Annotated in this window: 18 protein-coding genes; 6 read left to right on the top strand and 12 right to left on the bottom strand. The window is 36.7% G+C overall.

The window, feature by feature from the left end:
• Positions 1–85: 85 nt before the first annotated feature.
• From E4T88_RS04045 to E4T88_RS04000, 10 genes are all read right to left on the bottom strand, one after another.
• Positions 86–1327, bottom strand: coding sequence for a BamA/TamA family outer membrane protein (locus E4T88_RS04045; RefSeq protein WP_135104178.1), 1242 nt, complete (start codon positions 1325–1327; stop codon positions 86–88).
• A gap of 160 nt (positions 1328–1487) precedes the next feature.
• Entirely contained in the window at positions 1488–2357 is an 870-nt protein-coding gene (locus tag E4T88_RS04040; RefSeq protein WP_135104177.1) for a lysophospholipid acyltransferase family protein, read from the bottom strand.
• 203 nt (positions 2358–2560) lie between these two features.
• A complete protein-coding gene (locus E4T88_RS04035; RefSeq protein ID WP_221411790.1) occupies positions 2561–3721 on the bottom strand; it encodes an acyloxyacyl hydrolase in 1161 nt (386 codons plus the stop codon).
• A gap of 51 nt (positions 3722–3772) precedes the next feature.
• Positions 3773–4528, bottom strand: a complete 756-nt coding sequence (locus E4T88_RS04030) for a LytR/AlgR family response regulator transcription factor (RefSeq protein WP_135104176.1) — start codon at positions 4526–4528, stop codon at positions 3773–3775.
• A gap of 5 nt (positions 4529–4533) precedes the next feature.
• Complete coding sequence (locus tag E4T88_RS04025) at positions 4534–5550, bottom strand: sensor histidine kinase (RefSeq protein WP_135104175.1); 1017 nt, start codon at positions 5548–5550, stop codon at positions 4534–4536.
• Between the two features lie 60 nt (positions 5551–5610).
• On the bottom strand, positions 5611–6030 hold the full coding sequence (locus tag E4T88_RS04020; protein WP_135104174.1) for a DUF2147 domain-containing protein: 420 nt from the start codon (positions 6028–6030) through the stop codon (positions 5611–5613).
• Positions 6031–6052: 22 nt separating this feature from the next.
• The gene (locus E4T88_RS04015) at positions 6053–6562 is read right to left on the bottom strand and encodes a hypothetical protein (protein WP_135104173.1); all 510 of its coding nucleotides are present in this window, start codon (positions 6560–6562) and stop codon (positions 6053–6055) included.
• Positions 6563–6603: 41 nt separating this feature from the next.
• Entirely contained in the window at positions 6604–7980 is a 1377-nt protein-coding gene (locus E4T88_RS04010; protein ID WP_135104172.1) for a TolC family protein, read from the bottom strand.
• Positions 7967–11065: an efflux RND transporter permease subunit gene (locus tag E4T88_RS04005; protein ID WP_135104171.1), complete on the bottom strand. Its 3099-nt coding sequence runs from the start codon at positions 11063–11065 to the stop codon at positions 7967–7969. Before E4T88_RS04005 ends, E4T88_RS04010 begins: the two co-directional genes overlap by 14 nt.
• On the bottom strand, positions 11062–12156 hold the full coding sequence (locus tag E4T88_RS04000; protein ID WP_167755422.1) for an efflux RND transporter periplasmic adaptor subunit: 1095 nt from the start codon (positions 12154–12156) through the stop codon (positions 11062–11064). The genes E4T88_RS04005 and E4T88_RS04000 overlap by 4 nt, the downstream gene beginning before the upstream one ends.
• Before the next feature lie 335 nt (positions 12157–12491).
• Between E4T88_RS04000 and E4T88_RS03995 the strand changes: the two genes are divergently transcribed.
• From E4T88_RS03995 to E4T88_RS03970, 6 genes are all read left to right on the top strand, one after another.
• Complete coding sequence (locus E4T88_RS03995; protein ID WP_185146721.1) at positions 12492–13103, top strand: GNAT family N-acetyltransferase; 612 nt, start codon at positions 12492–12494, stop codon at positions 13101–13103.
• A 252-nt stretch (positions 13104–13355) separates the two neighbouring features.
• Positions 13356–14204, top strand: a complete 849-nt coding sequence (locus tag E4T88_RS03990) for an RteC domain-containing protein (RefSeq protein ID WP_135104168.1) — start codon at positions 13356–13358, stop codon at positions 14202–14204.
• A 275-nt stretch (positions 14205–14479) separates the two neighbouring features.
• Entirely contained in the window at positions 14480–15013 is a 534-nt protein-coding gene (locus tag E4T88_RS03985; RefSeq protein WP_135104167.1) for a dihydrofolate reductase family protein, read from the top strand.
• A 294-nt stretch (positions 15014–15307) separates the two neighbouring features.
• Positions 15308–15670, top strand: coding sequence for a helix-turn-helix domain-containing protein (locus E4T88_RS03980; protein WP_135104166.1), 363 nt, complete (start codon positions 15308–15310; stop codon positions 15668–15670).
• A gap of 4 nt (positions 15671–15674) precedes the next feature.
• Entirely contained in the window at positions 15675–16037 is a 363-nt protein-coding gene (locus E4T88_RS03975) for a helix-turn-helix domain-containing protein (protein ID WP_135104165.1), read from the top strand.
• 74 nt (positions 16038–16111) lie between these two features.
• The gene (locus E4T88_RS03970) at positions 16112–17812 is read left to right on the top strand and encodes a hypothetical protein (RefSeq protein ID WP_135104164.1); all 1701 of its coding nucleotides are present in this window, start codon (positions 16112–16114) and stop codon (positions 17810–17812) included.
• A 41-nt stretch (positions 17813–17853) separates the two neighbouring features.
• Here the strand turns inward: E4T88_RS03970 and E4T88_RS03965 are convergent, their stop codons facing one another.
• On the bottom strand, positions 17854–23232 hold the full coding sequence (locus E4T88_RS03965; protein WP_135104163.1) for a helicase-like domain-containing protein: 5379 nt from the start codon (positions 23230–23232) through the stop codon (positions 17854–17856).
• On the bottom strand, positions 23222–23659 hold the full coding sequence (locus tag E4T88_RS03960; RefSeq protein ID WP_135104162.1) for a DUF1896 family protein: 438 nt from the start codon (positions 23657–23659) through the stop codon (positions 23222–23224). The genes E4T88_RS03965 and E4T88_RS03960 overlap by 11 nt, the downstream gene beginning before the upstream one ends.
• Positions 23660–23687 lie beyond the last annotated feature (28 nt).

Below are 23687 nucleotides of genomic sequence, written 5' to 3'. Positions count from 1 at the left end.
CATCCATTTTTAATTATATTTGAGGTCTATATATTGAGAGTGAATAGAACTGTATGATAATTTAAAAAATTATCTGTTATTATTACTAAAAATATTCTCCCAATGTAAAATATGGACCACAATAATCACGGCTTACGGCGTAGTCTAAAGAAATATTAGTTCCGGAATCTCTATCAACCTTAATTCGAAGCCCCCCTCCTGCTCCAAGGTTCCAATTGGAAAATAGCTTACTTTTTGGGCCATTCAAACTATTGATGTTAACAAATAAAACAAATCCGAGAAGTCCATCTCTGGTAATATCCCTCCTATACTCCGCTTCTGAATAAAATAAAGACTTTGACCGGAATCTCCCTTGCTGAAACCCTCGACCTGAACTATTGAAACTATCCCATCCGATGGATGGCAGATCAAAATAAGGAGGGCTGGAATTAAATGTCGTCCAAAAATAACTCCATAATGCAATTAGATTTTGATTTCTCGAAGAATTACGTAATCTGTAATATTTCCGCACATCAAAATATAAAGAATGCCACCAACGGTCACTACCCAAGAATTTAAAATTATTTCTATACTCTAAATTTATATAATCACCTTTCGACGGATTAATAGAATTTCCTCGCGTATCATATAGAAGGTTAAAGTTTATGCCGGAAGAAATACTTCGTACATAGTTTTCAGTCCCATAATGATAGTTTGTGTATTCTGCGAGCGTCTTATCTGAAGAATCCGTATGAACATTTGAGTGTACATCTAAATTATAACCTAAGCCAACGAGTAAGCCGGGAGAAACCCGCCGTAAAAAATGTTGATAAATACGCAGATAAGACCTATCTACGAGTAATTTATTCTCATAAGAATTTGATTTTCCCAGTTCCCAGGTATACTCCGGGTAGTTATAGATCCTCATATCGCCACGTAGAGCCCACGTATTTTGTTTTAACCAGATATAAGAACGAACTGAAATGCCATATCTATTTTCAAAATCGATATATGGTTCAAGCCAAACTTCAGATTGGTTGGTATTCTTTCGATTTCCTAAATAAAAACTTGCGGATAGTGATGTTACTAGGATATTTCCACCACCAGGGACTTCAGTTGTAAATGGCAAAACAGAAAAATTAAATTTTCTGACTGTTGTATCCATGGTCTCTGGCTTTTTTATATCAAATAAGCCCTCGATGACATCAAAAACATCTTTCTTTCTGAGTGTATCTAACTTATTCTCAACAGCTGTCGAATCCACATGAATTTGTGCCTGTAAATCGAAAGAGAAAACCCCAGAATATACCAAGATGGTGCTTATTATTTTAATATATTGAGATATCATTTGAAATAGTTTACTAAATATATGAACTCTGCGGACTGTGCCATATTATTATTCGTCGTCATCACTAAATACTCTTAAGAAAACAAACAGAATAATTAGGCAGGCAATTAATAGCAATATTATTGCTATTAATGATATTAAAAAAAAGTACATCATCTTTTTATTTTTTCCATCGTTTATGTGTCCATAACCAGCCGTATGGCTCTTGATTGATATTTTCAGCTAGTAAGTTTATGTATCTTAGAGATATTTCCCCTTCATTCATAGACTCCGTTTCAGAACATATAGGTATGCACGTTACTTTATAACTTCCTTTCGATAATTGTTTGATCTGTAGATAAATTACAGATGATCGACTAATTCGTGACAGCTTTTCCATGCCTGAAAAAACATATGTCTCCTGGTTTAGGAACTCGAATTTGTATTTGTCATCTTTTATTCGGGGACATTGGTCTGCCAGAAAAAAGTAAACAGCAGGAGATGACTTTTGGGTCAGGATGTGGCGCACGATTGATTTATGAGATATCAGTTTTACGCCAAAACGGGATCGAATTTTGACCATCAGCCTGTTTATTGTTATTGACCGTAGAGGTTTATACACGGCATACATATTGTAGGGAAGTTTGCAGGCAATAAAATTAGGCATCTCCCAATTAGCACAATGTCCCAGACAGACAATAACATTTCGTCCTACATTTATATGTCTGTCTATAAGTTCCAGATTTTCAAAAATTATCTTCTTATCAAGTTCTTTTGCAGGGATGGATATGCTTTTTATGATTTCAGCAAAATAGGCAGTAAAACACATATAAAATTTTTTCATTATATAGTGAATCTCCCCATACGATTTATCGGGAAAGGAACGTGCCATGTTTTGGATTACCACAGCCTTCCTGTAACCAATAATATTGTAAATAAGAAAAAAAGCGAAGGAAGCCATTGCATACAGGAATACCATAGGTATTAGGCTCACGGTATAAGCAATAACATAAATACCTTTATAGATAATCATTTGCAATATTTGTTTCATTTTTTAATCAGTAATGGGATTTAGTAGTCCAAAATCGCTAATCTATATAGCGGATGGATTGATAATAATTGATTTTAAATAATACAGCTTCTCATTTTCTCAGCTAATATTTTCTGAAAGAATGAGTTTAAATTGACAGGAACTCATCGTAAATTTATTTTAATCTTCATAATAAAGCGGATTGTGTGCTTTAAGCAGAGTTTCTACTTGTTAATCGTATATCCTAATGACCATTCTATAAAATCAGCTTTGCCCATATGGGCTTTGATTGAAAGGCCGGTATTCAGATTCTTATACACATAATACCTGATCCCCGCGCGCAGGAAGAATCTGTTTATCTCTCCATTGAAGTTCTGTTTGTGAATATAACAGCCGATGTTACCATTCAGAATCAGGCGTTCATTCAATATATGGACAAGATAAAAAGAGGGGCCACCGGAAAATATGGAACTTATTCTTCCTGCTTTATCGTCAGCAATCTCTTTTTTATTGCCGGATGCAGCATAAAAAATATCCAAGCCTCCACCGATTCTCCATTTATGAGATATGTGCCTGCTTGCATAAAAACCAATAGAAATTTTAAGATATCGCTTGCTCAGGTCTTCATGAAGTTGCTTAAATCCCATTCCATAATTAAAATGATACATCCACTTTCTACTATAGGATTTTATAGGAAGATTTTTGTGAACCGGTATATCTTTCTGAGGCTGGTAACTCAGCGATAAGGATAAGGGCATGAGGTTTATTCCTTTATTCGGTAATGCCAGCGCACCATTTGAAAAATGATGGAATGACAACCCCATTCCCATTTTCCAGTTGGGATGCAGTTTATATTGTACCCTGAACCCGAAACCAATGTAAACATTATGTTCAGAGCCGATAACCTTATTTGTGGGGTTCTTTACTTTATCAAACGGATTAAAATCTCCGGATAAACCCAAGGCTATACGGTAATCGTATGACCATTTACTATTCAGTTCATGCTTTAGGGGCACCTGTACAAACCCATATAGAGTATATGGATTGCCTATTGATGATTTATTCAATGTCGCCAAATACAAACCTATTCCATAGACTGGATTGTTATAAAGCTGATTGTATTTATCATTCGTACCTAATTGTTTCCAACCGATTCTTAGATGAATACCTTGGTAATAAGCATTTTTATAAGCAATGCTTCCTACCCCCTTTTGTTTCACGATTCCTCCATTGTCTAACTCCATCTCATAAATAACAGGATTTTTAACCTGTTTATCATTGATAGAGTCAGTCTGCGCAAAACAATCAGTGGATAATAACCCTATAAAAAGGCACAAAGCAATAACATACATTCGAATTTTCGAATGAAAACAAAATGGATTCATAAATGATATTTAGATTATCTAAACAGAGATAAAGGGTATATAAATAGCATTTTAGCTATCTAACCATATTTTAATTTCCGACACCCGCTCCCTGCTTACAATCACCTCCTCTTCCGGAGCCGGGAACAAGTAAAGCTTCAGTCGATTTCCAAAGTACACGTGTATATTTCTTATACATTTCCTGGAAACAATAAGTTGGCGGTTAATCCGAATAAAGAGATGAGGATTGATCTCTTTTTCCAGATAATCCAGAGTAGATGAGATAACGAACTTTTTATCTGCCGTAACAAGGTATGTTATTTTGTTTGACAAGTGGAAATAGGCTATATCTGTTTCAGGAACAGATAATAACTGGTCACGCCATTCTACCAGAAAATTAGCCTTATACACAGGTTGCTTTTGGGATACTTTCCAGAGGATATCCTCTATGTCAGGGACTGGAGAAACAGGGTGATATTGTCTATACCTGGCCAGACTTTTTTCAATATCATCAAGGGCAATCGGTTTGAGTAAATAATCAATGCCATTGGCTTTAAAAGCTTTTATGGCATATTCATCATAAGCAGTCGTAAATATTACGGGCTTTGTGATTTTGAATGCCGAAAATATATCAAAACTCAGACCGTCAGATAACTGAATATCCATAAAATACAGATCAGGCTCATCATTGGAGGTTAACCATTCCAGCGTTTCTTTAACTGTTTGTAAAAGAGCCACTATTTCTATATCTTCCCGCACCTTCCCTACCAGCCTTTTCAGGCGATTGGCTGTTAACGGTTCATCTTCTATAATTACTGCTTTTATCATGTTGATCAATCTAATAATGGAACTTTAACAAGGAAAGTATGCTCACTGTGTTCTATATTTATAGATTTCTTACTTAGAAGATTATATCTATAGGATATATTGCGAAGACCGATTCCGGTACTATCCACAGGATTAATAATGGGATTGATATTATTTCTTATAACGATAAAATTATCTTCGGTGAAGATCTCTATCTTTAATGGATTTTGCCTGCTTATCGAATTGTGCTTAATAGCATTTTCTACTAATAATTGCATCGTGGCCGTAGCTATTCCTTTTTGCATGAGGTCCTCGGGGATATCAACCGTTACGATGAGGCTTTCCTGATATCTCATCTTATAAAGGAAGAGATAAGAGTTGATAAAATCCAATTCATCATGTAATGGAACAATATGCAACTCTTCATCTTTTAGTACATGGCGGTAAATAATAGACAGCCGTTGTACATATTCGACTGCCAACTGTGGATCTTCTTCAATCAGGGAGGCTAATGTACTGAAATTATTAAATAGGAAATGCGGATTTATTTGCCTTTTCAAATGTTCAAGTTCTGTCTGGGCAACCTTTTTTTCATATTTTGCAGCCCTGATTGTAGCTTCATTCCATTGTATAAAAAATGATCCGGCTGTAAATATTGTCGATAATAGCAGGGATAAAATAACTCCTGTTGCAAAAGATTGCCTGAATGCGGTCGTATCTGTAAACAGATAGGGTATTAACAATTTTAAGATAAAGAATATAAGGCTTACCAAAACGATTTGAACAGAGAGCTGGACTAAAATTCGCTTTACTATCGAAGAGCGCCAGGGGAAATATTTATCCAGTTTTTTTGTAATAATAAATCCCGACTCCATGATCAGTATCACCCCTAGCCAGGTAACGAATAATTCTCCTGACATTTCGATAAATACGCTGGGAGTCAATTCATAATCCCATGGATTGATGAAAAGCAGAATCAGATAAAATACTATTCCAATGATAAAATATCCGATGAACTTAAATCCTATATTTTTTAATATCATAACAGTTACGAATGTAGAAATTATTATTGACCCGGATGTGATAAGGCGGTGACAATTACATCATCCATCTGTTTTTCGGGTCCACGTCTGGGTCTGATAGAACATCCCGATATACCCCCGGACTTTCAGTTTTCCTTTTTCCAGCCAGATACTGCATTTATAAGTTTTCCCTTCCGATGGATCATAAATTTTACCGCCTTCCCATTTTCCGTCATTCTGTTTAAAATCCATTAACATAAGCAGACCGATAAGTGTTCTGGTGCGTTTGGATTTATCGGGATTCTCATGGTCTATAAGCGATTTTCCATTCGCATCATTGGCATTCTTCAACCAGACAATTTTACCATTGAGCTTATCCCCGGACAGGTAAGTTTCTACAACAGCCTCACTGTCCTCTGTCAACCATTTACCTGTTATGTCTTGGGCATAAGCCAATGATGACATAAACAAAAGTATCAATATTAAAAATAAATTTTTCATGTTATATTATTTTTGTTACAGATTATTTTAACAGTTTTATTTCATTTAACCTGATATTACCTTTTTCTGATTTGTCAATAACAACAGCAAAATTTGGCCTTATAGTAAAGGTTTGTTTTTGGCCAACCTTTACTTCATAGGTCAATAAGATTTCACCCTTTTCGTCTTTCTGTAAACTTACAGGATAAATTTCTGTCTGCCTGTCTGTTTCCGGTAGCACAACAGCCAATACATTTTGCTTGGAAAAATCAATAACGGTAGGCTTTCCATCATTTCCCATGTGTGCTGCCGTTCCAAAAATTTCATCAAACTGTTCCTGTGTTTCTATTTTAGGATTCTCCAATTTTGTTACAGTGTTATTTACGAAGTAATTTTTAGCTAAAGTAAAATCCACCGCTATGGTATTTGACACCGTGTCTGTTGAATTTAAAGTTTGTTTCAACGTGCTCTCCTTTTCAGGTTTTTGGGCGTTTTGACACGCTATAAAAGAAAATACTGCAATTGTTAATAGTATTACGTTTCTTTTTGTCATTTTTTTATTATTATGGTAGTTATTGAATGAAGGATTCCGGTTTATCGTATAATGCCAAGTGCCTTTTTCTTAGCAGCTAATGCGATATAAGCATCATAAACAGCTTTATTATAGGCGTTATTGGCTTGTATAAGATTAAACTGTCCGTCAAGGACATCCTGATAACGACCGATCCCTTTTTTATAACGCTCATTGACCAACTCCAAGCTTTTTTCTGCTGCCTGAACGATATCCTTGTTTATACGTATTTTGGAAAAGGATGCCGTAAAATCGCCGTCTGCATTTTTATATTCCAGCAGAGCTCTGCTGGCTAGTTGTTCCTCTGCAATTTTTAATTCCTGTAATGCTATAAACGACTGTTTGGCTCTACGGTCATGTTTAAATCCATTGAAAATCGGGATATTCAACTGTATACCGACAAAAAAGCTTTGGGGCCAATCATATTGACGGAACTTAAAGTTATCCGATTGAGCCTGTATCTGATATTGGCTGATAAAATCCAGGGAAGGCAGCCTTCTGCTTTTGTCCAGATCAATCTGTTTTTTTGCAAGGCTCTGATGGGATATATTCTGCCTGATATCCGGACGGTCTGAAAAGGAAGGAATAGATTGTCCCGCCAATATTTGTCCCGATAGGTAGTCTTCATCAATGGCATCAATTAGTATCAATTCACTGGCCAGGGAAATCCCCATTAAGTCTTTCAGGTAATTCATCGCCTGTATAATCTGGTTATCCACCATAAATAAGTTGGATTTTTGGCCTTGTACGTTGATATAAACATTCAGGGTATCGGAGACTAATACGACTCCATTTTTATATAGAACCCGGGTGTCGCTCAAGGTTTGCTCCGCTCTTGAAATGGCTCTCTCAACCAGTTCTTTATTGAGTTCAGCCAACAGTACATTATAATATGCTTTGCGTATTTCATCAGCCAGTTCCCATTTTGCAACTTCCCTATTGGCTTTTGACAGTTCCGTATTGAGTTTGGAGAGTTTTATACCTTCATTCAGTTCGGGATTGAACAGGGGAAGATGAAGGTCGATAATACCATTAAAGTGGTTTTTCGATGATGCGTTGACGCTCATCATCTCGTTGTTGTTAACGGCCAGTTCTCCCGTAGGCGAAATCCCTACTTTTGGAAAATAAAAAACAGTCGGTTTGATATTCCGAACATAAGAGGTTGTCGCATTAACCTGGGGATAACGGTCTGCCTGTATTTCCTTCGTCGCATATTGTGATTTCAATGTCGATAGCTCCGTGGCTTTGATCGTCCTGTTTTGGGATAAGCCTAAATCGACAGCCTGTTCTATAGATAAGGGGATGACTAAATCTTCCTTCGCCGCATTCATTTGGGCTTTTAGCTGTATACTGCCAAACAGGAGTATAAGAATGATAAATATTGCTTTATTCCGTCTCATTTCCTTTTCTTTTTCTTGTTTTTTGTATCAATTTTGTAATGCCATAGTGAACTACCGGAACCAGTACCAATGTAAGGAACATGGAACTCGTAAGCCCTCCGATAAGCACCCATGCCAGACTGCTGATCATCTCAGCTGAGGCTCCCTTTGACAGGGCGAGTGGCAACATCCCGATCACCATCGCGAGTGTGGTCATCAGAATCGGTCTTAACCGGGTTTTTCCCGCATCGATCAATGCTTCATGCAAAGGTTCACCTTCGGCTAACCTGTCATTGGCCCTATCGACTAAAAGGATTGCATTCTTTGCAACAAGCCCCATCATCATGATCAATCCGAATATGGAAAAAATATTCATGGATCTCCCTGCCAGTGCTAAAGCGAGAATGGAACCTCCTGCTCCCACAGGTATGGAAAACAGTACCACAAAGGGGTAAGCCCAATTGTTATACAGGGCAACCATGATCAAATAAATCAGGATCAATGACATGATCAAAGCAACGGCAAGGCTTCCAAAAGCATCATCCTGCATATCCAGGTCTCCTTCGTACGAAAGAAACACCGAAGATGGCAAAGGATTACTTTTTACCATGGCTTTGATGTCTTCCCCGACATCGCCTGTCGGCCTGCCGGTAACTTTAGCCATCAGCATAACGGAAGATTGCTTGTTACGTCTTTCCAACACGGAAGGTGCTGTGGAGAGTTTCACTTCTGCAAATTGCTTTAAATATACGGATTGTCCCGAGCTGTTGACAAACGGGAAATTTTCCAGATCGGAGATGTTAGCCCTATCCTTCTCCCGTAATGAGATTTTCAGATCTATATCTGTGCCATCTTTACTGAATTTCATATCATCGGAACCATTTATCGCAATACGCAAGGCACTGCTGATTCCTTCAACTGTCAGGCCCAAATCACCTAGTTTCTTTCTGTCAATATTTACCTGAAGTGAAGGTTTTGATTCTTCCACAGACAGCTTTGGAGCCACAATTCCATTGACATTTCTTACATCATCCAATAACCGTCGTGCCGCAGAAATAACGGAGTCTCTGTTCTGTCCATACAATAAAAGCTGTATCGGTGCGGCATTGGTCCCGAATAATCCAACTGTGGACACATCGACTTTTACCCCGGACTCTAATAAAGCAATCCGCTTTAATTCCCTGCTGATTTGAGAAAGGCTTTTTTTCCGGTCTTTTGCCTCTACTAAGGAAATATTTATGCTGGCAACATTACCGCCCTTGTTTTCGTTAAATCCGTCGCTCTGATAACCGACCAAAGTGAACTGCTTTGTTACCTCAGGTACTTTTTCAATCCGTTTTTCTATGGATTCAACTATTCTGTCCATCTCATTGAGCCGTGTTCCGGGAGGTGCGGTTATCAATAAGGAAAGCTCTCCTTTGTCGGCAGTCGGAACAAATTCACTACCGACATATCCGGTAAACATCAAACTGAGAGATGCTATAAGAAAAGCACCGCAAATACCAATCGTTTTCCATTTGTTTTTTAAAGCCCAATCTAAAACCCGTTCATACAACCTTGTCAAAGATTCAATTTGTTTTTCAAAGAAAAGAGCAAATCTGGAAAAGATGCTTTTTCCATCCAGGTGCGTCAGTTTTGAAAAACGGGAAGAGATCATTGGGGTAAGCGTGAAAGAAACCATTAAACTGGACAGTGTGGAAATAACGATTACCAACGAGAACTCCTTCACCAGGCTACCTACCAGCCCCGGTACAAAAGCGAGTGGGAGAAAGACAACCACATCCACCAGGGTAATAGACATGGCGGCAAAACCAATCTCGGTACGTCCGTCCAGTGAGGCTTTCATCCTGTCGGAGCCCATTTCCAAATGGCGATAGATATTTTCCAATACCACGATTGAATCATCCACAAGGATTCCTATCACCAGTGACATGGCCAGCAAAGTCATCAGATTCAATGAATAATCCAGGGTAAACATCATGATAAAGGCGACAAGTAAAGACGTGGGTATCGCAATTAGTACTGTTACGGCATTGCGCAAACTATGCAGGAAGACGAGCATGACTAAAGCCACCAGAGCAACTGCTACGAAGAAGTCGAAATATACCGAATGAGCAGCTTTGAGTGTAAACTCCGAAGAATCCTGAATAACTGAAAACTTTAAGCCGATATCGCTGTATAGTGATTCCAGCTTGGTAAGATGTACTCTTACCAGTTCTGAGGCTTCTACGGCATTAGCTCCAGTCTGTTTATCCACAAGCAGACCTATTGAATTCTCTCCGTTTACGCGGTTCACGACTGACAAATCTTTCTTGCCTTCTTTTATGTCGGCAACATCTTTTACATAAATTATACTACCGTCAGAGAGTATCCTGACAGGCTGCATCCTTAACTGGTCGAAATCCCTTACTTTGCCGGTTGTACGTACATCGAATTCTCCGTCTGCAGATTTAACTGCTCCGATAGGTATTTCAACATTACTACGTCCAATGGCTTCGGTCAGTTCATCGATGCCGATACCATATGCTTTCAGTTTCTCCAGGTTTACCGATACTTTTACTTCCCGGGGAGACCCACCCAAAAGAGTAACCCGTCCCACATTCCTGATTTGTGAAATCCCCTGCCTGATCTGTTTATCCAGCAATTCATATAATTGCTCTTCCGGTATATTGGCTGTAGTGCCGATCCTTAGTACAGGTTCTGCATTTATACTGTAACTTTCCAGTGTCGGAGATTTTACTGCGGCAGGAAGCTCAGGAAGCACTTTATTGACAGCTCTCTGGACATCCTGCATCGCTTTTTCAGGATCTGCATCGGCTATGAATTCAATCGAAATAACTGAAGAGTTTTCCGCTGAATAAGTACTTACCTTTTTTATTCTATTGACTCCGGCAATCGCATCTTCCAGTTTTTTTGATACTGTATTTTCTATTTCCGAGGGTGATCCTCCGGGATAGACGGCAGTAATTGTAATCACAGGGGTAGCTAATTCAGGAAGTAACTCATAACGCAGCTTGCTGTATCCTAAAATACCCAAACCGGCAATGATAAGATAAAATACGATAAATAATATGGGGCGTTTAATTGCTAATTCTGTAATTTTCATTTTGATCCCGTTTGGTTTTGTGTATCCGATTTATAATCTACGATCTTTAAGTTTTCTAAAACAAGGCCTTCGTTTATATTGGATTGTCCTTTAAACACAACAGTGTCTCCAGCCGCTAATCCTGATAGGATTTCAACCTGATCTTCAAATTCTCGCCCTGTTTTGATCGTGCGGCGGACAGTCCTACCTGCCTCTTGTACCAACCAGACGTAATTGTCGCGGATAGCGGTTCGGGGAATAATAAGCGTAGAAACTGCCTGAGCATCTTCTGTCTTAATATTAGCTGTCATTCCGCCCATCAGAGTAATACCATGCTGGTCATTCTTCACTTTGATTAATATAGGAAAGGACTTAGCCTGATTAGCTGTGGGAATAATCGCGGAGACAATCCCTACAAAAATATGTTGAGGATATGCGTCTATTGTAAAATTCACCTGCTGTCCTTTCTGAATCCGGGATATTTCTTTTTCCGGAACATTAAAGCGGATTTCAAGTTCATTCAGGGGAACAATTACTGCAATCGGACTACCCGGAGATAGAATATCTCCCGCATTCACGGATTTTCCGGCTATAATTCCACCGACGGGTGCATGTATTACACCCCGATCCAACTCCGACTGAGATATTCGTAATTGCTTTTCAGCAGTTTCCAATGCATGCCGGGCGGTTTCCAGTTCTACGCCTGTTGCATTATTTTTTTTATGTAGTTCCAGATAGCGTTGATAATCCTCCTTTGCTTTTTTATAATCAATCTGATGAATCTGATGAGAGGATATTTTCATGTCATTATTCAGGATGGCGATCACCTGGCCTTTCTTGACCGTACTGCCATTTTGAATATTTAGTTTTACGACTCTTCCGTCGGTCTCTGAAACAACATTGACCATACCCGACACTTCTACGGTTCCCGGATATGAAACTGTATTTGTAAAATCAGACTTTTTGACTACAATGGCTTCTACTGCAAATGGAATCGATTCTTTTTCGGCCTGTATTTCTTTTTCAGCGTTTTCTTTATTATTGAAAAGCTTGAATAAGATCAAACCGACTAATAACAAGACTCCAAGTATCAAATAAAGTTTTTTTCGCATAATCGTTTTATTTTTTTTCGCATCAAAATTAAGGTATCCTATCATGGGGTTAATAGGAAAAAAAATCGAATTGTTACTATTAAGGGTTGAACCGTTATATAGTGATCTGAACTGATTTTTGAATCGAATTTCTATGGAATACTGAAAAAACATAGCTGTCACACATCAAAAAAAACAGCTTAAATGACTCTAACACACTTTAGATGCGCTTTTTGTCAGTTCAGACAAATAAGATGGAATGCAGTTAATATATATAGTAAATTTACCAGTAAAGGAGGCGGAAGAAGGCCGTAGAATCAATAATTAGATGGTATAAATTAATAAAATGAATAATTATGAACATTGTAATCAAGCAACTCAGGAAACCGGATTTTAACAGAGCCCGGAAATTTGCCATTGAAGGCATGCATTTATCCTGGTATACCACAAACAAGATCGAACTTTATTTGTATAGTAAGTATTTTTGGTATTTAGAAATAACGAAGGCTACCAAAGCTATTGGAGCCTATATGGATGACCGGTTAGTCGGTGTTTTACTGGCTGACATGAAAGATGAACCCAAAATTTTCACATCCGCCTTTTATAATGCTTTTATAAAAGTAGTTATCTTCTTTATAAACCTGTTCTACAAAAATGCATCCAGTGTTTACGATAAGGCTAACATACAAATGCTTAAAGAATTTAAAGAAAGTAATAACCCTGATGGAGAGATTAATTATTTCGCCGTTGATCCCGATATTAAAGGAAAAGGAATAGGTACATTATTATTAAACGAATTGGAAAAATATGCGAAAGGAAAACTAATTTATCTGTATACAGATTCAGGCTCGACTTACCAATTCTATCCACATCGTGGATTTAAAGAAGCTGTAACACGGAGTATAATATTAGAAATACATAAAAGAGAGATTCCTTTAAACTGTTTCTTATTCTGTAAATTGTTCTAATTGTTATGAATCCTAAATAACGATATCATCTTATGTATGTGATATACCACTTTAGTCTATTTCTTGTTTAAAGATAGAGGGGCTGTAAAATAGAATTAATACGTCTTAGTAAAAGATAAGATGATTTAAGAATCTAATAAAGTGGGTATATTTTTAGACCTAAAAAAAATAATTCTGCGAAAAAATATATTAGGGTATATCCTTTCTTTATGATCGAAGGTATATAAATTATTCAACATTGAATAAAATACTATGGAACAATTTATTCGTAATATCAAAGAGAATATCAATAAAGAGATTCAGCTTATAGAACGAGAAGAAAGTAATATCTTCCAAAAATCTATCAATATTATTTCTCTTTTAGAGTCTACATTTGATAAATTAAAAGATTTCGTATCAAATTACTCTTTCGAATCTCAATCTGAAGAAATTACTTTTTTTAAGGAAACAAAGCCTCAACTATTTAGTATATTAATTTATCATCGAAAGATATATAACCTTGAAATGAGAATGCCTACAGGTAGTCATATTGACAAGAAGAATTATCTGGAGGGAATGCTTGCCAGAATTAAATACTTCTTCGATACAAATGCAGACTTTTACCAATATTATCGCTCAGGGAGTACACACCTTGATCGGTATTATTTTTTAAGGGGCAAACCTGATATTCAGCTAATCTTAGATTGTTTCTACTTTGAAAGAGATAGTCGATTCTCTACAAGTTTTGATTTCAAAGTGGCAAAAATGATTGCTAATGAAAGGCTGACTGTTTACATCAACAACAAATTAATTAATATCAAACAACTAGAGAACAATATCCCCGAATTATTAAACTTACCTAAATCGAAACTTACCTGGACAGCTAAAAAAGCAGAACTTGTTGAACAAATTTATGCTTGGGATAGTACAGGATGTTTTAATAACGGCAACACAAATATAAAAGAACTGGCAGAATATATAGAAACGGTATTCAATATCAACTTAGGCGATTTCTATCACACTTTTCTTGAAATTCGGGAACGAAAAGGGAGCCGCACTTTGTTTTTAGATAAATTGATTAAGTATTTAGACGAAAGAATGGATGGGTTAGACAATAAATGAATCGAAAGAATGGCTTATATTTGTATTAGTAAAAAGAAAAACAGAAGTATTCTGAATACTTCTTGACATATATAACATAACGTTCACGTAAACGTCTCGCTGTGGAAACTGGTAATTTTTGGAAGGACGAGACGAAATGTGCAATGTTCATGCTATGCGAAAGTATAGTGTGGACTTGCTTGTTTCGTCCTTCGGGTATACCAGTACCTCATAGCGGAACAATGCAAGCTCCACACTTCTTTTTTGTATATTGCACATCTTAAAATATTTTGACTATGAGAAAAATAAGATTATATATTGCAGCATCCATTGATGGATATATTGCTAGTTCCGATGGGGAACTGGATTGGCTTTCCGATTATCCAATTACTCCGGAACTAAATTATGGTTACAAAGATTTTTTCGAATCTATTGATACAGTAATTATAGGGGGACGTACATATCGAGATATCCTTAATATGGATGTAGTATATCCTTATAAGAATAAAACATCCTATATAATTACACGAAATGCCATAAACACTCCTAAAGAAGATATCATTTATATAACCAATAATATCGAAGATAATATATCTGAATTAAAGAAAAGGGAAGGAAAAGACATCTGGCTTGTTGGTGGTGGAGAAATCGTTTCCCTATTCTTAAACCAGAATTGGATTGATGAAATGATAATTACCTATATTCCTATTCTATTGGGAGATGGAATTCGTCTTTTCCCGAATAAAGCGAAAGAATCGAAATGGTCTTTAATTCAATCTCAGGCATTCATAAATGGTGTAGCACAGACTAGATACCAAGTTCAAAAATAATAAGGCATGTAAAAATATAGCTAAATAGATAAAATAATACCCAAGCTAAACCCCAGTTTGGGTATTATTTTTTTATCTATGCTTAGCTTTAAAAGCTATGTTTTAGGCTGAGGGAAAATTTTTTTCACCTTATAAGCCAGGCTCCCAAGATTGAATTAAGTTACTCTATCGTATTAATTAGAAAAACACATATAACACTCAATCCATTATAACTATTTTCAGAAATAGTTGTCCCATCTTGGGGTAATTATATATCGGAATATCAGACTTTTGTATCAAACAACAAGTAAAAATATGGAAGTTATAACATTTGATTCAGATGCATATAAAGAGTTGATCAATAAACTTGATGCTATTGCGAGATATATAAAAGAAGGGGATGTTCCTAACCAATCAAAAGAGCTGGATGAAGTTTGGGTGGACAGTTACGAGGTCTGTACTTTCCTTCGAATCAGCGAACGGACTTTACAACGTTTACGATCCAACAGCCTGATATCATATTCCGTATTATCAGGAAAAACTTACTACACCATTGGCGAGATAAAACGCATACTTCAGGAACGCTTGATCAAATCAGGAGAAGAAGCTTTAAACGATCTGATCAATAGCCACAAACAATATCTCGAACGCAGAAAAAGAAATAAACCTAAAAAGTAAGGTTATGATGATAGATGACGAAATATTCGAATCAAATATCAAAGGCTTAGCCAGACTCCTCAAGCGTATCGATGAGAAGGTTGATAAGCTATTGGTTACAGAGAACAATAATGCTCTGGAAGAGCGACTATTCGATAATCAGGATTTGTGCCTCTTTCTCAAGGTTACTCCCCGGACATTACAGCGATATCGCAATCTAGGATTACTACCTTTTAAAACAATTTGTAAGCGAAACTATTACCGGGAATCAGATGTGAAAATATTTGTCAATCAGTATTTCGGAGGAAAAGATAAGCTTACTGATAAAGATAAATGGCAAAAAAAGGACTCTTCAATGAATGATAAACAGCTAGGTTCTATAGATTAATATTAATAATATTTCAGATGCTTTTTATTATCTTTAGGGAAAAGATAAAGTACTAGTTATTTATATAAATTGATATGGAATATATAGTATACCCAATAGAATTTCATCATATTTTTGATGAGGAACCACTATCCACTGAAGAGTATTTAAAGGGATTAGATAAAGTAGATTTGATTTTAATGACACTTCACCTGATTGGAATAGATAATAAAGACTCCTATTCTTTAGAGTATACTAACTTCCTTAAAATGTTTTTCCAAGATTTTCCTGATAGTAAGCAACTTCAGGACATAGACAAAAGAATAAAAAAGCTAAAGCAAACTAGTAATTTACAAAATAATCCAGACATAATCTTTACTCTGATAGAACCGAGAGCAGCTCTATTATTCCTAAAAGATATAATTCTTCTGCCAACAGGGAAAAAAGAAGTAAAAACAGAAAATGATCATATAAACTTTTTGAAAGCATATTTATCTCAAGTAGAACAGGTCCAAAAATATAAAAACAATCTGCTTAAGAGTATTCCTGAATTTGAAAATCCATTGTGTAAAGATGCAAGAATTCGTTTTGCTGGTGATTTATTACAAATGGGATTGTCTGATTATAATTTTTATGACATCTTAATGACGCAACAGATGAAAGTTTTAATGCTAGATGATTTCATCAAAGAAAAGCCACAATTAAGTAATATAATTAAGCTTTTCTATGCATCAAAAAATATAGAATCTATTTTTGATCATCTATTGAATCTTAGGATTGTAAGAGTGTATGAAGAGAATAAATTTAAAGAAGGACAAATAAGTCTTTACAAAAGGGATTATGTCAATCATGATAATCTATTTAATCGTATATCTACATATTTCGATAGTATATGTATTGATGTAAACAATCCATCTGAAGCAGAAAAAAAACTTGAAGATTTAAATGATTTCACATGCTACAAACAATATCCTGTACTAAAATTAAATAACGATCATTACTCAATTATATCTCGATACTTTTTTACTCTTAATATATATGATGGATTATTTATAAACTTACTACAAATAAGCCAGAAGACTGGAGAAAAAGATATACAGAGATTAATTAAGAGTGAATTTTCTGAAGAATATATGTTCTATAAAGTTATGAATAGGCTACTATTTAATGCAAAAAATATAAACATAAGTGGTAGAACTTTTTATGATTTAAATGACAATGGACGACCTGATTATTATGTTAGGAATAAAAAAAGAGCACTCTTATTTGAATACAAAGATATATTAATGAATAAATCAACTCGAAATTCTCAAAGTTTTTCTGATATAGAAAATTTCTTTAAAACTAGGCTAAATGAAACAAAGGGTATTCCTCAAATAATTAAAAATGTAAAAGATATTCTACTCCAAGATTTTAAACTTGACAAAGGATATAATGAAAAAAATATTGAAATTTATCCTTTCTTAATTACTCAAGATAGACTTTATTCAGTACATGGAACAAATTATATTTTAAATGACTTCTTTCAACAAAGAATAGATAATGACAATTTCTTAGCACTGAAAAAATCTCATATAAGGCCTTTAACCGTTATTGATATTGACTTTCTCCTAATATTATCATTAGAACTGAAACATAATTTAAAAAGATTTCTCGATTTAATTCATTCATATCACATATATTGTTCTAATAAAGACAGATTTATCTCTTTTCGAAATTATATTTTAAATAGTAAAAAAATAACTCTTAATCGGATTGATGAAAAAGATTTGATTATACATTATTTTAATAGATAGATAGAGAATATACTATATTTTCTATCTATCCAAACAATATCTTATCTTCTCATTTTGGGATAGATGGTATCCTCTACTTGTTGAGAACTAATCAATATCCGATCTCGATTTGCATCAATAATCTCCTTAATACTCATCGGCTGTCCCGAACGAACATCATTTGTCGAATCTTTTGGTGTGGATTGTACCGATGATAATTGATTACTTTCTTTAGGCTCATCTTTCGTTGTCAAAGTCAACTGAATCTGGCGATCCAATGCTGTTAATTGAGTCTTGAGGTCTTTCAATTCCGGCTCTTTCTTATAAGTGGAATCAATCACCTGTTTGAGGATAGGAAGATCCTTCGACAGCCTCTCATTATCTGTTTGATACTTCTCAATCAATTTAGGAATACGCTCCAATGCATTCAGAAAATTCATAGCGGCTAGTTTCGGATCAGTGGCAATATGACCGTTATTGTAGTTGTATTTTATACCACCCTCCCCTTCTATAAAGAATCGGTTATCTTTGAAAATAGAACCTTCTTTCTGGCTATCTTCTGTTTTCACAAGAAGCTTGAAATCATAGAGTGTTCCAATGGTGAAATACTCGTTATTGGTACGGGCATTATCCGATAACTGGTTTAACTTTTCTCCGACAATTTTAGGATCGGAAGAATTAACACCTTCCAGCTTTACGCGATTTAATTTGTTTCCGTCCTGATCTGTCTGAACACGACTATTAAAAGAATCCCAATCCTTTGTCATGCGGTTTATCATTTGCGTGTTTCCTTCAATCGTTCTTGTACTGTCCTCGAATTTGAAAGTAGCCGATGATTTATTCTTGACAAATGCTTTCTTCTCACTCTCCATCGCATTGATCTTCTTTTCCAATTTGGCTTTTTCCAATAAATCGGTATTACCTGAAAGGATTGCAACATACTCAGAGAAATTCATTCCCGAGCTTTCATCCATGCTGCCCTCGTCAATAGTACGACTACCGAGGCTATTGTTCTTTAGCTGATTGATAAATGTCTGCTTATTCTGTAAGAGATTGAATTTATAGGAATCTAGACTTTTCTCAACAGCATAGATCAGTACATCCACTTTATTATCTGCATAAAGCTTAGCAATTTCATTTCCTTTACGGATTGCACGCCCATCCCGCTGTTGCAGGTCTGATGGCCTCCACGGTGTATCTAAATGATGGATAGCCACGGCTCTTTGTTGTGCATTGACTCCTGTTCCCAACATAGAAGTAGAACCGAATAGTACACGGATACGCCCTTCATTCATACCTTCGATCATTGCTTTACGGGCATTGTCTGTTTTGGCTTCCTGAATAAATCGTATCTCATGGGCAAAAATACCATGATCTTCTACAAGCTTGCGTTTAATTTCCGAATAAGGATTCCACTCATTGGGTTTGTATGTGCCTAAATCAGAGAAAACAAATTGCGTTCCTTTATTGGATGCGTACTTATTGTAGTACTCGGCTATCTTAGCTGCACAATGAGATGCTTTGCTATCAACATGATCTCCATAAGCCTGATTAATCATCCGCATATCCAGAGACATCTTACGGGCATAATCTGTTGCTATCAGCATTTTTGCTTTCTCTTCTTTCTCTGTCAATGGTGCATGACCCAGTAATGTGGCATCGCCCGTCTTGGCAAACTCCATCAGCTTTTGAATAAATATCTCCTGTTGTGGTGTCGGTGGAATATTATACAGTATCTCATTCTTCTCGGGTCGGTCTATTCCGATATCCCGTGCAGTTCTGAAATCTGTTATCTCGGCATAGAAGTTTGCTAATTCAGGAACTTTGATGAAATAGCGGAAACGTTCTTTCTGTACGATCTGGTTGGTAACCGAAAATTCATAGTCTGTTGTTTTCTTGGCATAGATGGCTGCCCATGCATCAAAGGAATTGATACCCTGTGTCTCCAATTCTTTGGGTCGAAGATATTTGAACAACAGGTATAACTCTGTCAGGGAATTAGAGATCGTTGTACCCGATAGAAATGTTGCTCCTAAATCTTTACCTGTACGCTCTTGTATAGTGCGTACAGCAAATAGCATATTCAAAGCCCGTTGGCTGCCTTCAGGATTACCCAATCCTGCAACACGGTCATGCCGGGTTGTAAAAGTCAGGTTCTTAAACTGGTGGCTCTCATCTACGAACAAATGATCAATTCCCATCATTTTAAAATCTACAACATCATCTGTACGGTTCTTTATCGTATCAGCGAGTACACTGAGCTTTACTTCCAGATTTTGTTTCCTCACTTCCAATCCTCGTAACATGCGTTTGGATGCTGATTTACCTTCTATTTGTTCTATAACCCGAAGATTCTCTTCTACTGAATCGAGTTCCGTTCGGAATATCTTCTGCTGCATTTCCGGAGATTGTGGAAGTTTTCCGAATTGGTCGTGCGTAAGGATAATAGCATCCCAGTTATTGTTTTTTATATCATTGAAAATCTTCACACGCTTACTCGGTGTAAAGTCTTCCTTGCCGGGATAGAGTATCTTCGCACTCGGATATGCTGTTCTGAAGGTATGGGCTATTTCATGTACATTAGCTTTCAATCCTAGTATCATCGGCTTATTCGCTAATCCTAATCGTTTCATTTCATAAGCTGCAATACACATAATTAGGGTCTTTCCACCGCCAACTTCGTGATCGGCTATACCTCCACCTATCAATTTCTGCATCCAGATACAGTCTTTTTGGCTTGGGTACAGATCAACGATACCCAATGCTTTCAGGTCAAGGCCTGGGAATGTCTGGTGCGATCCATCGTATTCGGGACGTATATAACAATTGAATTTCTTATTATACAGATCAGCCAGCTTGTTCTGAAATTCAGGCGACTGTTCATTGAGCCAGTCGGTAAAACCGTTTCGTATCTCATCTATCTTGGAGTTGGCTAATTGTATTGCTTCGGGATCAGCAACTTTTACACTTTTACGCTCTCCGTTCTCATCCAATACTTCGATTGTTTTGGTAATATTCGGAGTTGTATTTAGTAACCCATGTTTCATCAGATGAATACCTGTAAAAAGCTGTTTCTCACTCTGCACGGCAAACTTTTCACTGATGATCAGGTTACTGCGTTCCGCACTGACAGTAAAATCATCACGGGAGGCATAATACTCTATATTTACATTGGTTTCAAAGAGTGTGCCGGCATAATCGCGGTAGATCTGCATCGGTATCCATCGTTCTCCGAAATTAAAGTCGAGTTCTACATAACGTATCGGTTCCGGCATAGCTTCTTCTAAGGTCTTAAGGGATACCTGTGATACCTGATCAAGCGGATGGTTTATAAGATAATCTCTGACCTGTTCCGCTTTTTCAATTACATTTCCTGCAATAAACTTATCCCGGATCTCATAGTTCTGTAGCATCGGATTGAAATAGATTTGTCCTTCCAGCTCCTTTAATACATCGTCTTTAACTTTGTTATCAAGTATAGAGAGCATATAGTCCAGATTGATCTTTCCATATTTATTCAGGGATGCAACTAAGGCTTCACGGGAAGTCTCAGCATGTTTGATCTCATCCGGGTTAAATGTTACAGGCCTGTCGAATATATCCGCTTTTTGAAGTTTCCCGTCTATTCTGCGTTCCAAAGCAAGGATAGCAGTTCCAGATGCATCCATCTTGATAATATCCAGGTTCTTCTTATCATTCAGGTTACCATATAGTCTGAAAAAGGAATCATAAGAGCTGTTCAGGTTTTTACGTAAAACAGGCTCTTCTTGCAGATTCTTTGCTTCATAATCATATAGCTTATGATAAGTATCCCTTAATTGAATATACATTCCAACTTTGGATTGTTGTATTGTCGGAAGGTCTAACGGTTGAAACATGGCATCGTTTCGATAGCGTTCTTTCAGATAACCGATCTGCCCGTTATCTTTTACCAGTGAACCTTGTTTGTAGTATTCTTCGAGTACACCGGAGAAGGATTGAAGCTCCATTGATGGCTTTGGCTTCTCTTCTTTGAATACTTTTTCTGTATACTCTCGTGCTTGCTGCTTCTGTTCTTTGTTATTGGAGAACAGGCTAAGTTGTATAGGTTTTTGATTGGGTGGTAAAGTCCGTTTCTTTCGGCTGGGTTTAATTTGTGTTCGTTCTTCTTCACTTAATCCGAATAAATCATACAAGGACATTACGGGTTGGGAAGTATCCAACTCAATGACTTTGTTTTTTTCTTCTGCTTTTTGATTGATAGCGGATGTAGGTGTATTGTTTCCTGATCTTTGGCTTTGTCCTGAATATTGCAGGTATAAGTCTAAATTGAGATGGGTAGAGAAATCAGCCTTTAGCATCTTCTTTAAATCAGAAGAGATTCCCTCCATTCCACCATCATGTAAAAATACCTGTGCCGGTTTTCCGTAAGGATCGGTATCGTTATACCCTTTGGTATGGATAATACGGTGTAAGTTCTCGAAACTGCTATTGAGAGTTATTCCCGTTGAAAGGTTATAGGTTGTCAGAAACTTCTTTTCTCTGGCTGTTAGTTCCTGTTTCTGTGTATTCTTTTGCAGGATGATTAAATCACTGCCGACTTCTGTTCCGGCATTTTCAACAAACAGATTATTAGGGAAACGAATGGCGGAGATCAGATTGGTATTGTCCATCAGCCATTGCCGTACATCTTTGTTATTGGGTGAATTTAAGACTCCCTGAGAGGTAATAAATGCCAGAATACCTCCTTCACGCAGTGTTTTAACTCCTTTTATAAAGAAATAGTTATGGATAGCTCGTGTGGAATCCCTGTGCAACCTGTCTGTCTTCATAAATGCAGCATCGAATACACTCATTTCTCCGAAAGGGATATTGGAGCTAACAACATCAAAGTAATTATTATAACGGCTCTCGATTGTCTCAAAGCCTTCTACATGGGTATGTTCATTATTCTTATCATTAACATATGAGAGAATCTTTCCTGTAATCAGGTCTTTTTCAAAATTGATCTTTTCACTATCTCTAGGCAGATCAAAAGCATTTGAAAACTCACCCATGCCTGCTGACGGATCTAAGAACCTGATTATAGGAATCTCGTTTTCTTTGAAAATATCCGATATGGTTTGTACAACTTCAGAAGGTGTATAAAATGCGGTCAGTATCGAATTCTTGATACTACAGATATAACCTTTGTATTCCTGTTCTGTTGCTGTATTTTCCCGAATAGTTCGATGTAATTCGGCAACCAGAGGGAATAGGTCTAATTCTGATTTAGGCCAGGATACGGTATCCATCAGGCTATTGGCAGGATTAAGCACGCACTTGAGTCCTCCGAATCCTGAATATTGCCGAAGAACTTCTTTTTGATCTTCACTGGCCGATAGATTCTCTTTTTCGAGTTTAAAGACCAGCTTAATAGCTTCGATATTGGCTCTTAGATGAGCTTTCTTATTATAGCTCATGTTCGTCCTCCCACATATCGATTAGTCCAACCAGGTCCGTATAAAGCCTGTTGTATTCCGCTGAATAGGCAAACTCATCATGTAATGCATATTCTGTAAAGACTTCTTCACAGTATGGGAGCAATGACATGGTCTTTTGGAAAACCTCGCTTTCGGGGATATAGGAGAATTCTTCAAAGAGGATATTGCGGATTGTATCGAATTTAGAGAACAGCAATCCTGAATACAGAGCTTTACAAGCCATTTCTTCGGCTCTGTCATGTGAAGAACCTTCTTTTATGGCATTGGAATAGGTTTCGGCTGCCATATCAGCTCTGTTTTTAATTAACTGTGGGTCATTTGTTTTATCAGGATGGCTTTCCTGAAGGTATGAAAGGAGCAGCAGCCCGTAATAGGACAGCTCCTGCCTGTTATGTTTTGATTTCATAATTGGAAAAATTAGTGGAGGTCGATCG

Source organism: Dysgonomonas mossii (assembly GCF_004569505.1).
Classification (GTDB): Bacteria; Bacteroidota; Bacteroidia; order Bacteroidales; family Dysgonomonadaceae; genus Dysgonomonas.
Note: the sequence above shows the minus strand (reverse complement) of the source record. Positions and strands in the feature narration are given on the sequence as shown.

Coding starts and splice junctions, on each gene's coding strand:
- E4T88_RS03995 (WP_185146721.1), top strand. CDS start 12,492: ATGAACATTGTAATCAAGCAACTCAGGAAACCGGATTTTAACAGAGCC.
- E4T88_RS03970 (WP_135104164.1), top strand. CDS start 16,112: ATGGAATATATAGTATACCCAATAGAATTTCATCATATTTTTGATGAG.
- E4T88_RS03965 (WP_135104163.1), bottom strand. CDS start 23,232: ATGAGCTATAATAAGAAAGCTCATCTAAGAGCCAATATCGAAGCTATT.
- E4T88_RS04025 (WP_135104175.1), bottom strand. CDS start 5,550: ATGATATTAAAAAATATAGGATTTAAGTTCATCGGATATTTTATCATT.
- E4T88_RS04020 (WP_135104174.1), bottom strand. CDS start 6,030: ATGAAAAATTTATTTTTAATATTGATACTTTTGTTTATGTCATCATTG.
- E4T88_RS04040 (WP_135104177.1), bottom strand. CDS start 2,357: ATGAAACAAATATTGCAAATGATTATCTATAAAGGTATTTATGTTATT.
- E4T88_RS03985 (WP_135104167.1), top strand. CDS start 14,480: ATGAGAAAAATAAGATTATATATTGCAGCATCCATTGATGGATATATT.
- E4T88_RS03960 (WP_135104162.1), bottom strand. CDS start 23,659: ATGAAATCAAAACATAACAGGCAGGAGCTGTCCTATTACGGGCTGCTG.
- E4T88_RS04005 (WP_135104171.1), bottom strand. CDS start 11,065: ATGAAAATTACAGAATTAGCAATTAAACGCCCCATATTATTTATCGTA.
- E4T88_RS04000 (WP_167755422.1), bottom strand. CDS start 12,156: ATGCGAAAAAAACTTTATTTGATACTTGGAGTCTTGTTATTAGTCGGT.
- E4T88_RS04030 (WP_135104176.1), bottom strand. CDS start 4,528: ATGATAAAAGCAGTAATTATAGAAGATGAACCGTTAACAGCCAATCGC.
- E4T88_RS04010 (WP_135104172.1), bottom strand. CDS start 7,980: ATGAGACGGAATAAAGCAATATTTATCATTCTTATACTCCTGTTTGGC.
- E4T88_RS04015 (WP_135104173.1), bottom strand. CDS start 6,562: ATGACAAAAAGAAACGTAATACTATTAACAATTGCAGTATTTTCTTTT.
- E4T88_RS04035 (WP_221411790.1), bottom strand. CDS start 3,721: ATGAATCCATTTTGTTTTCATTCGAAAATTCGAATGTATGTTATTGCT.
- E4T88_RS03990 (WP_135104168.1), top strand. CDS start 13,356: ATGGAACAATTTATTCGTAATATCAAAGAGAATATCAATAAAGAGATT.
- E4T88_RS04045 (WP_135104178.1), bottom strand. CDS start 1,327: ATGATATCTCAATATATTAAAATAATAAGCACCATCTTGGTATATTCT.
- E4T88_RS03975 (WP_135104165.1), top strand. CDS start 15,675: ATGATGATAGATGACGAAATATTCGAATCAAATATCAAAGGCTTAGCC.
- E4T88_RS03980 (WP_135104166.1), top strand. CDS start 15,308: ATGGAAGTTATAACATTTGATTCAGATGCATATAAAGAGTTGATCAAT.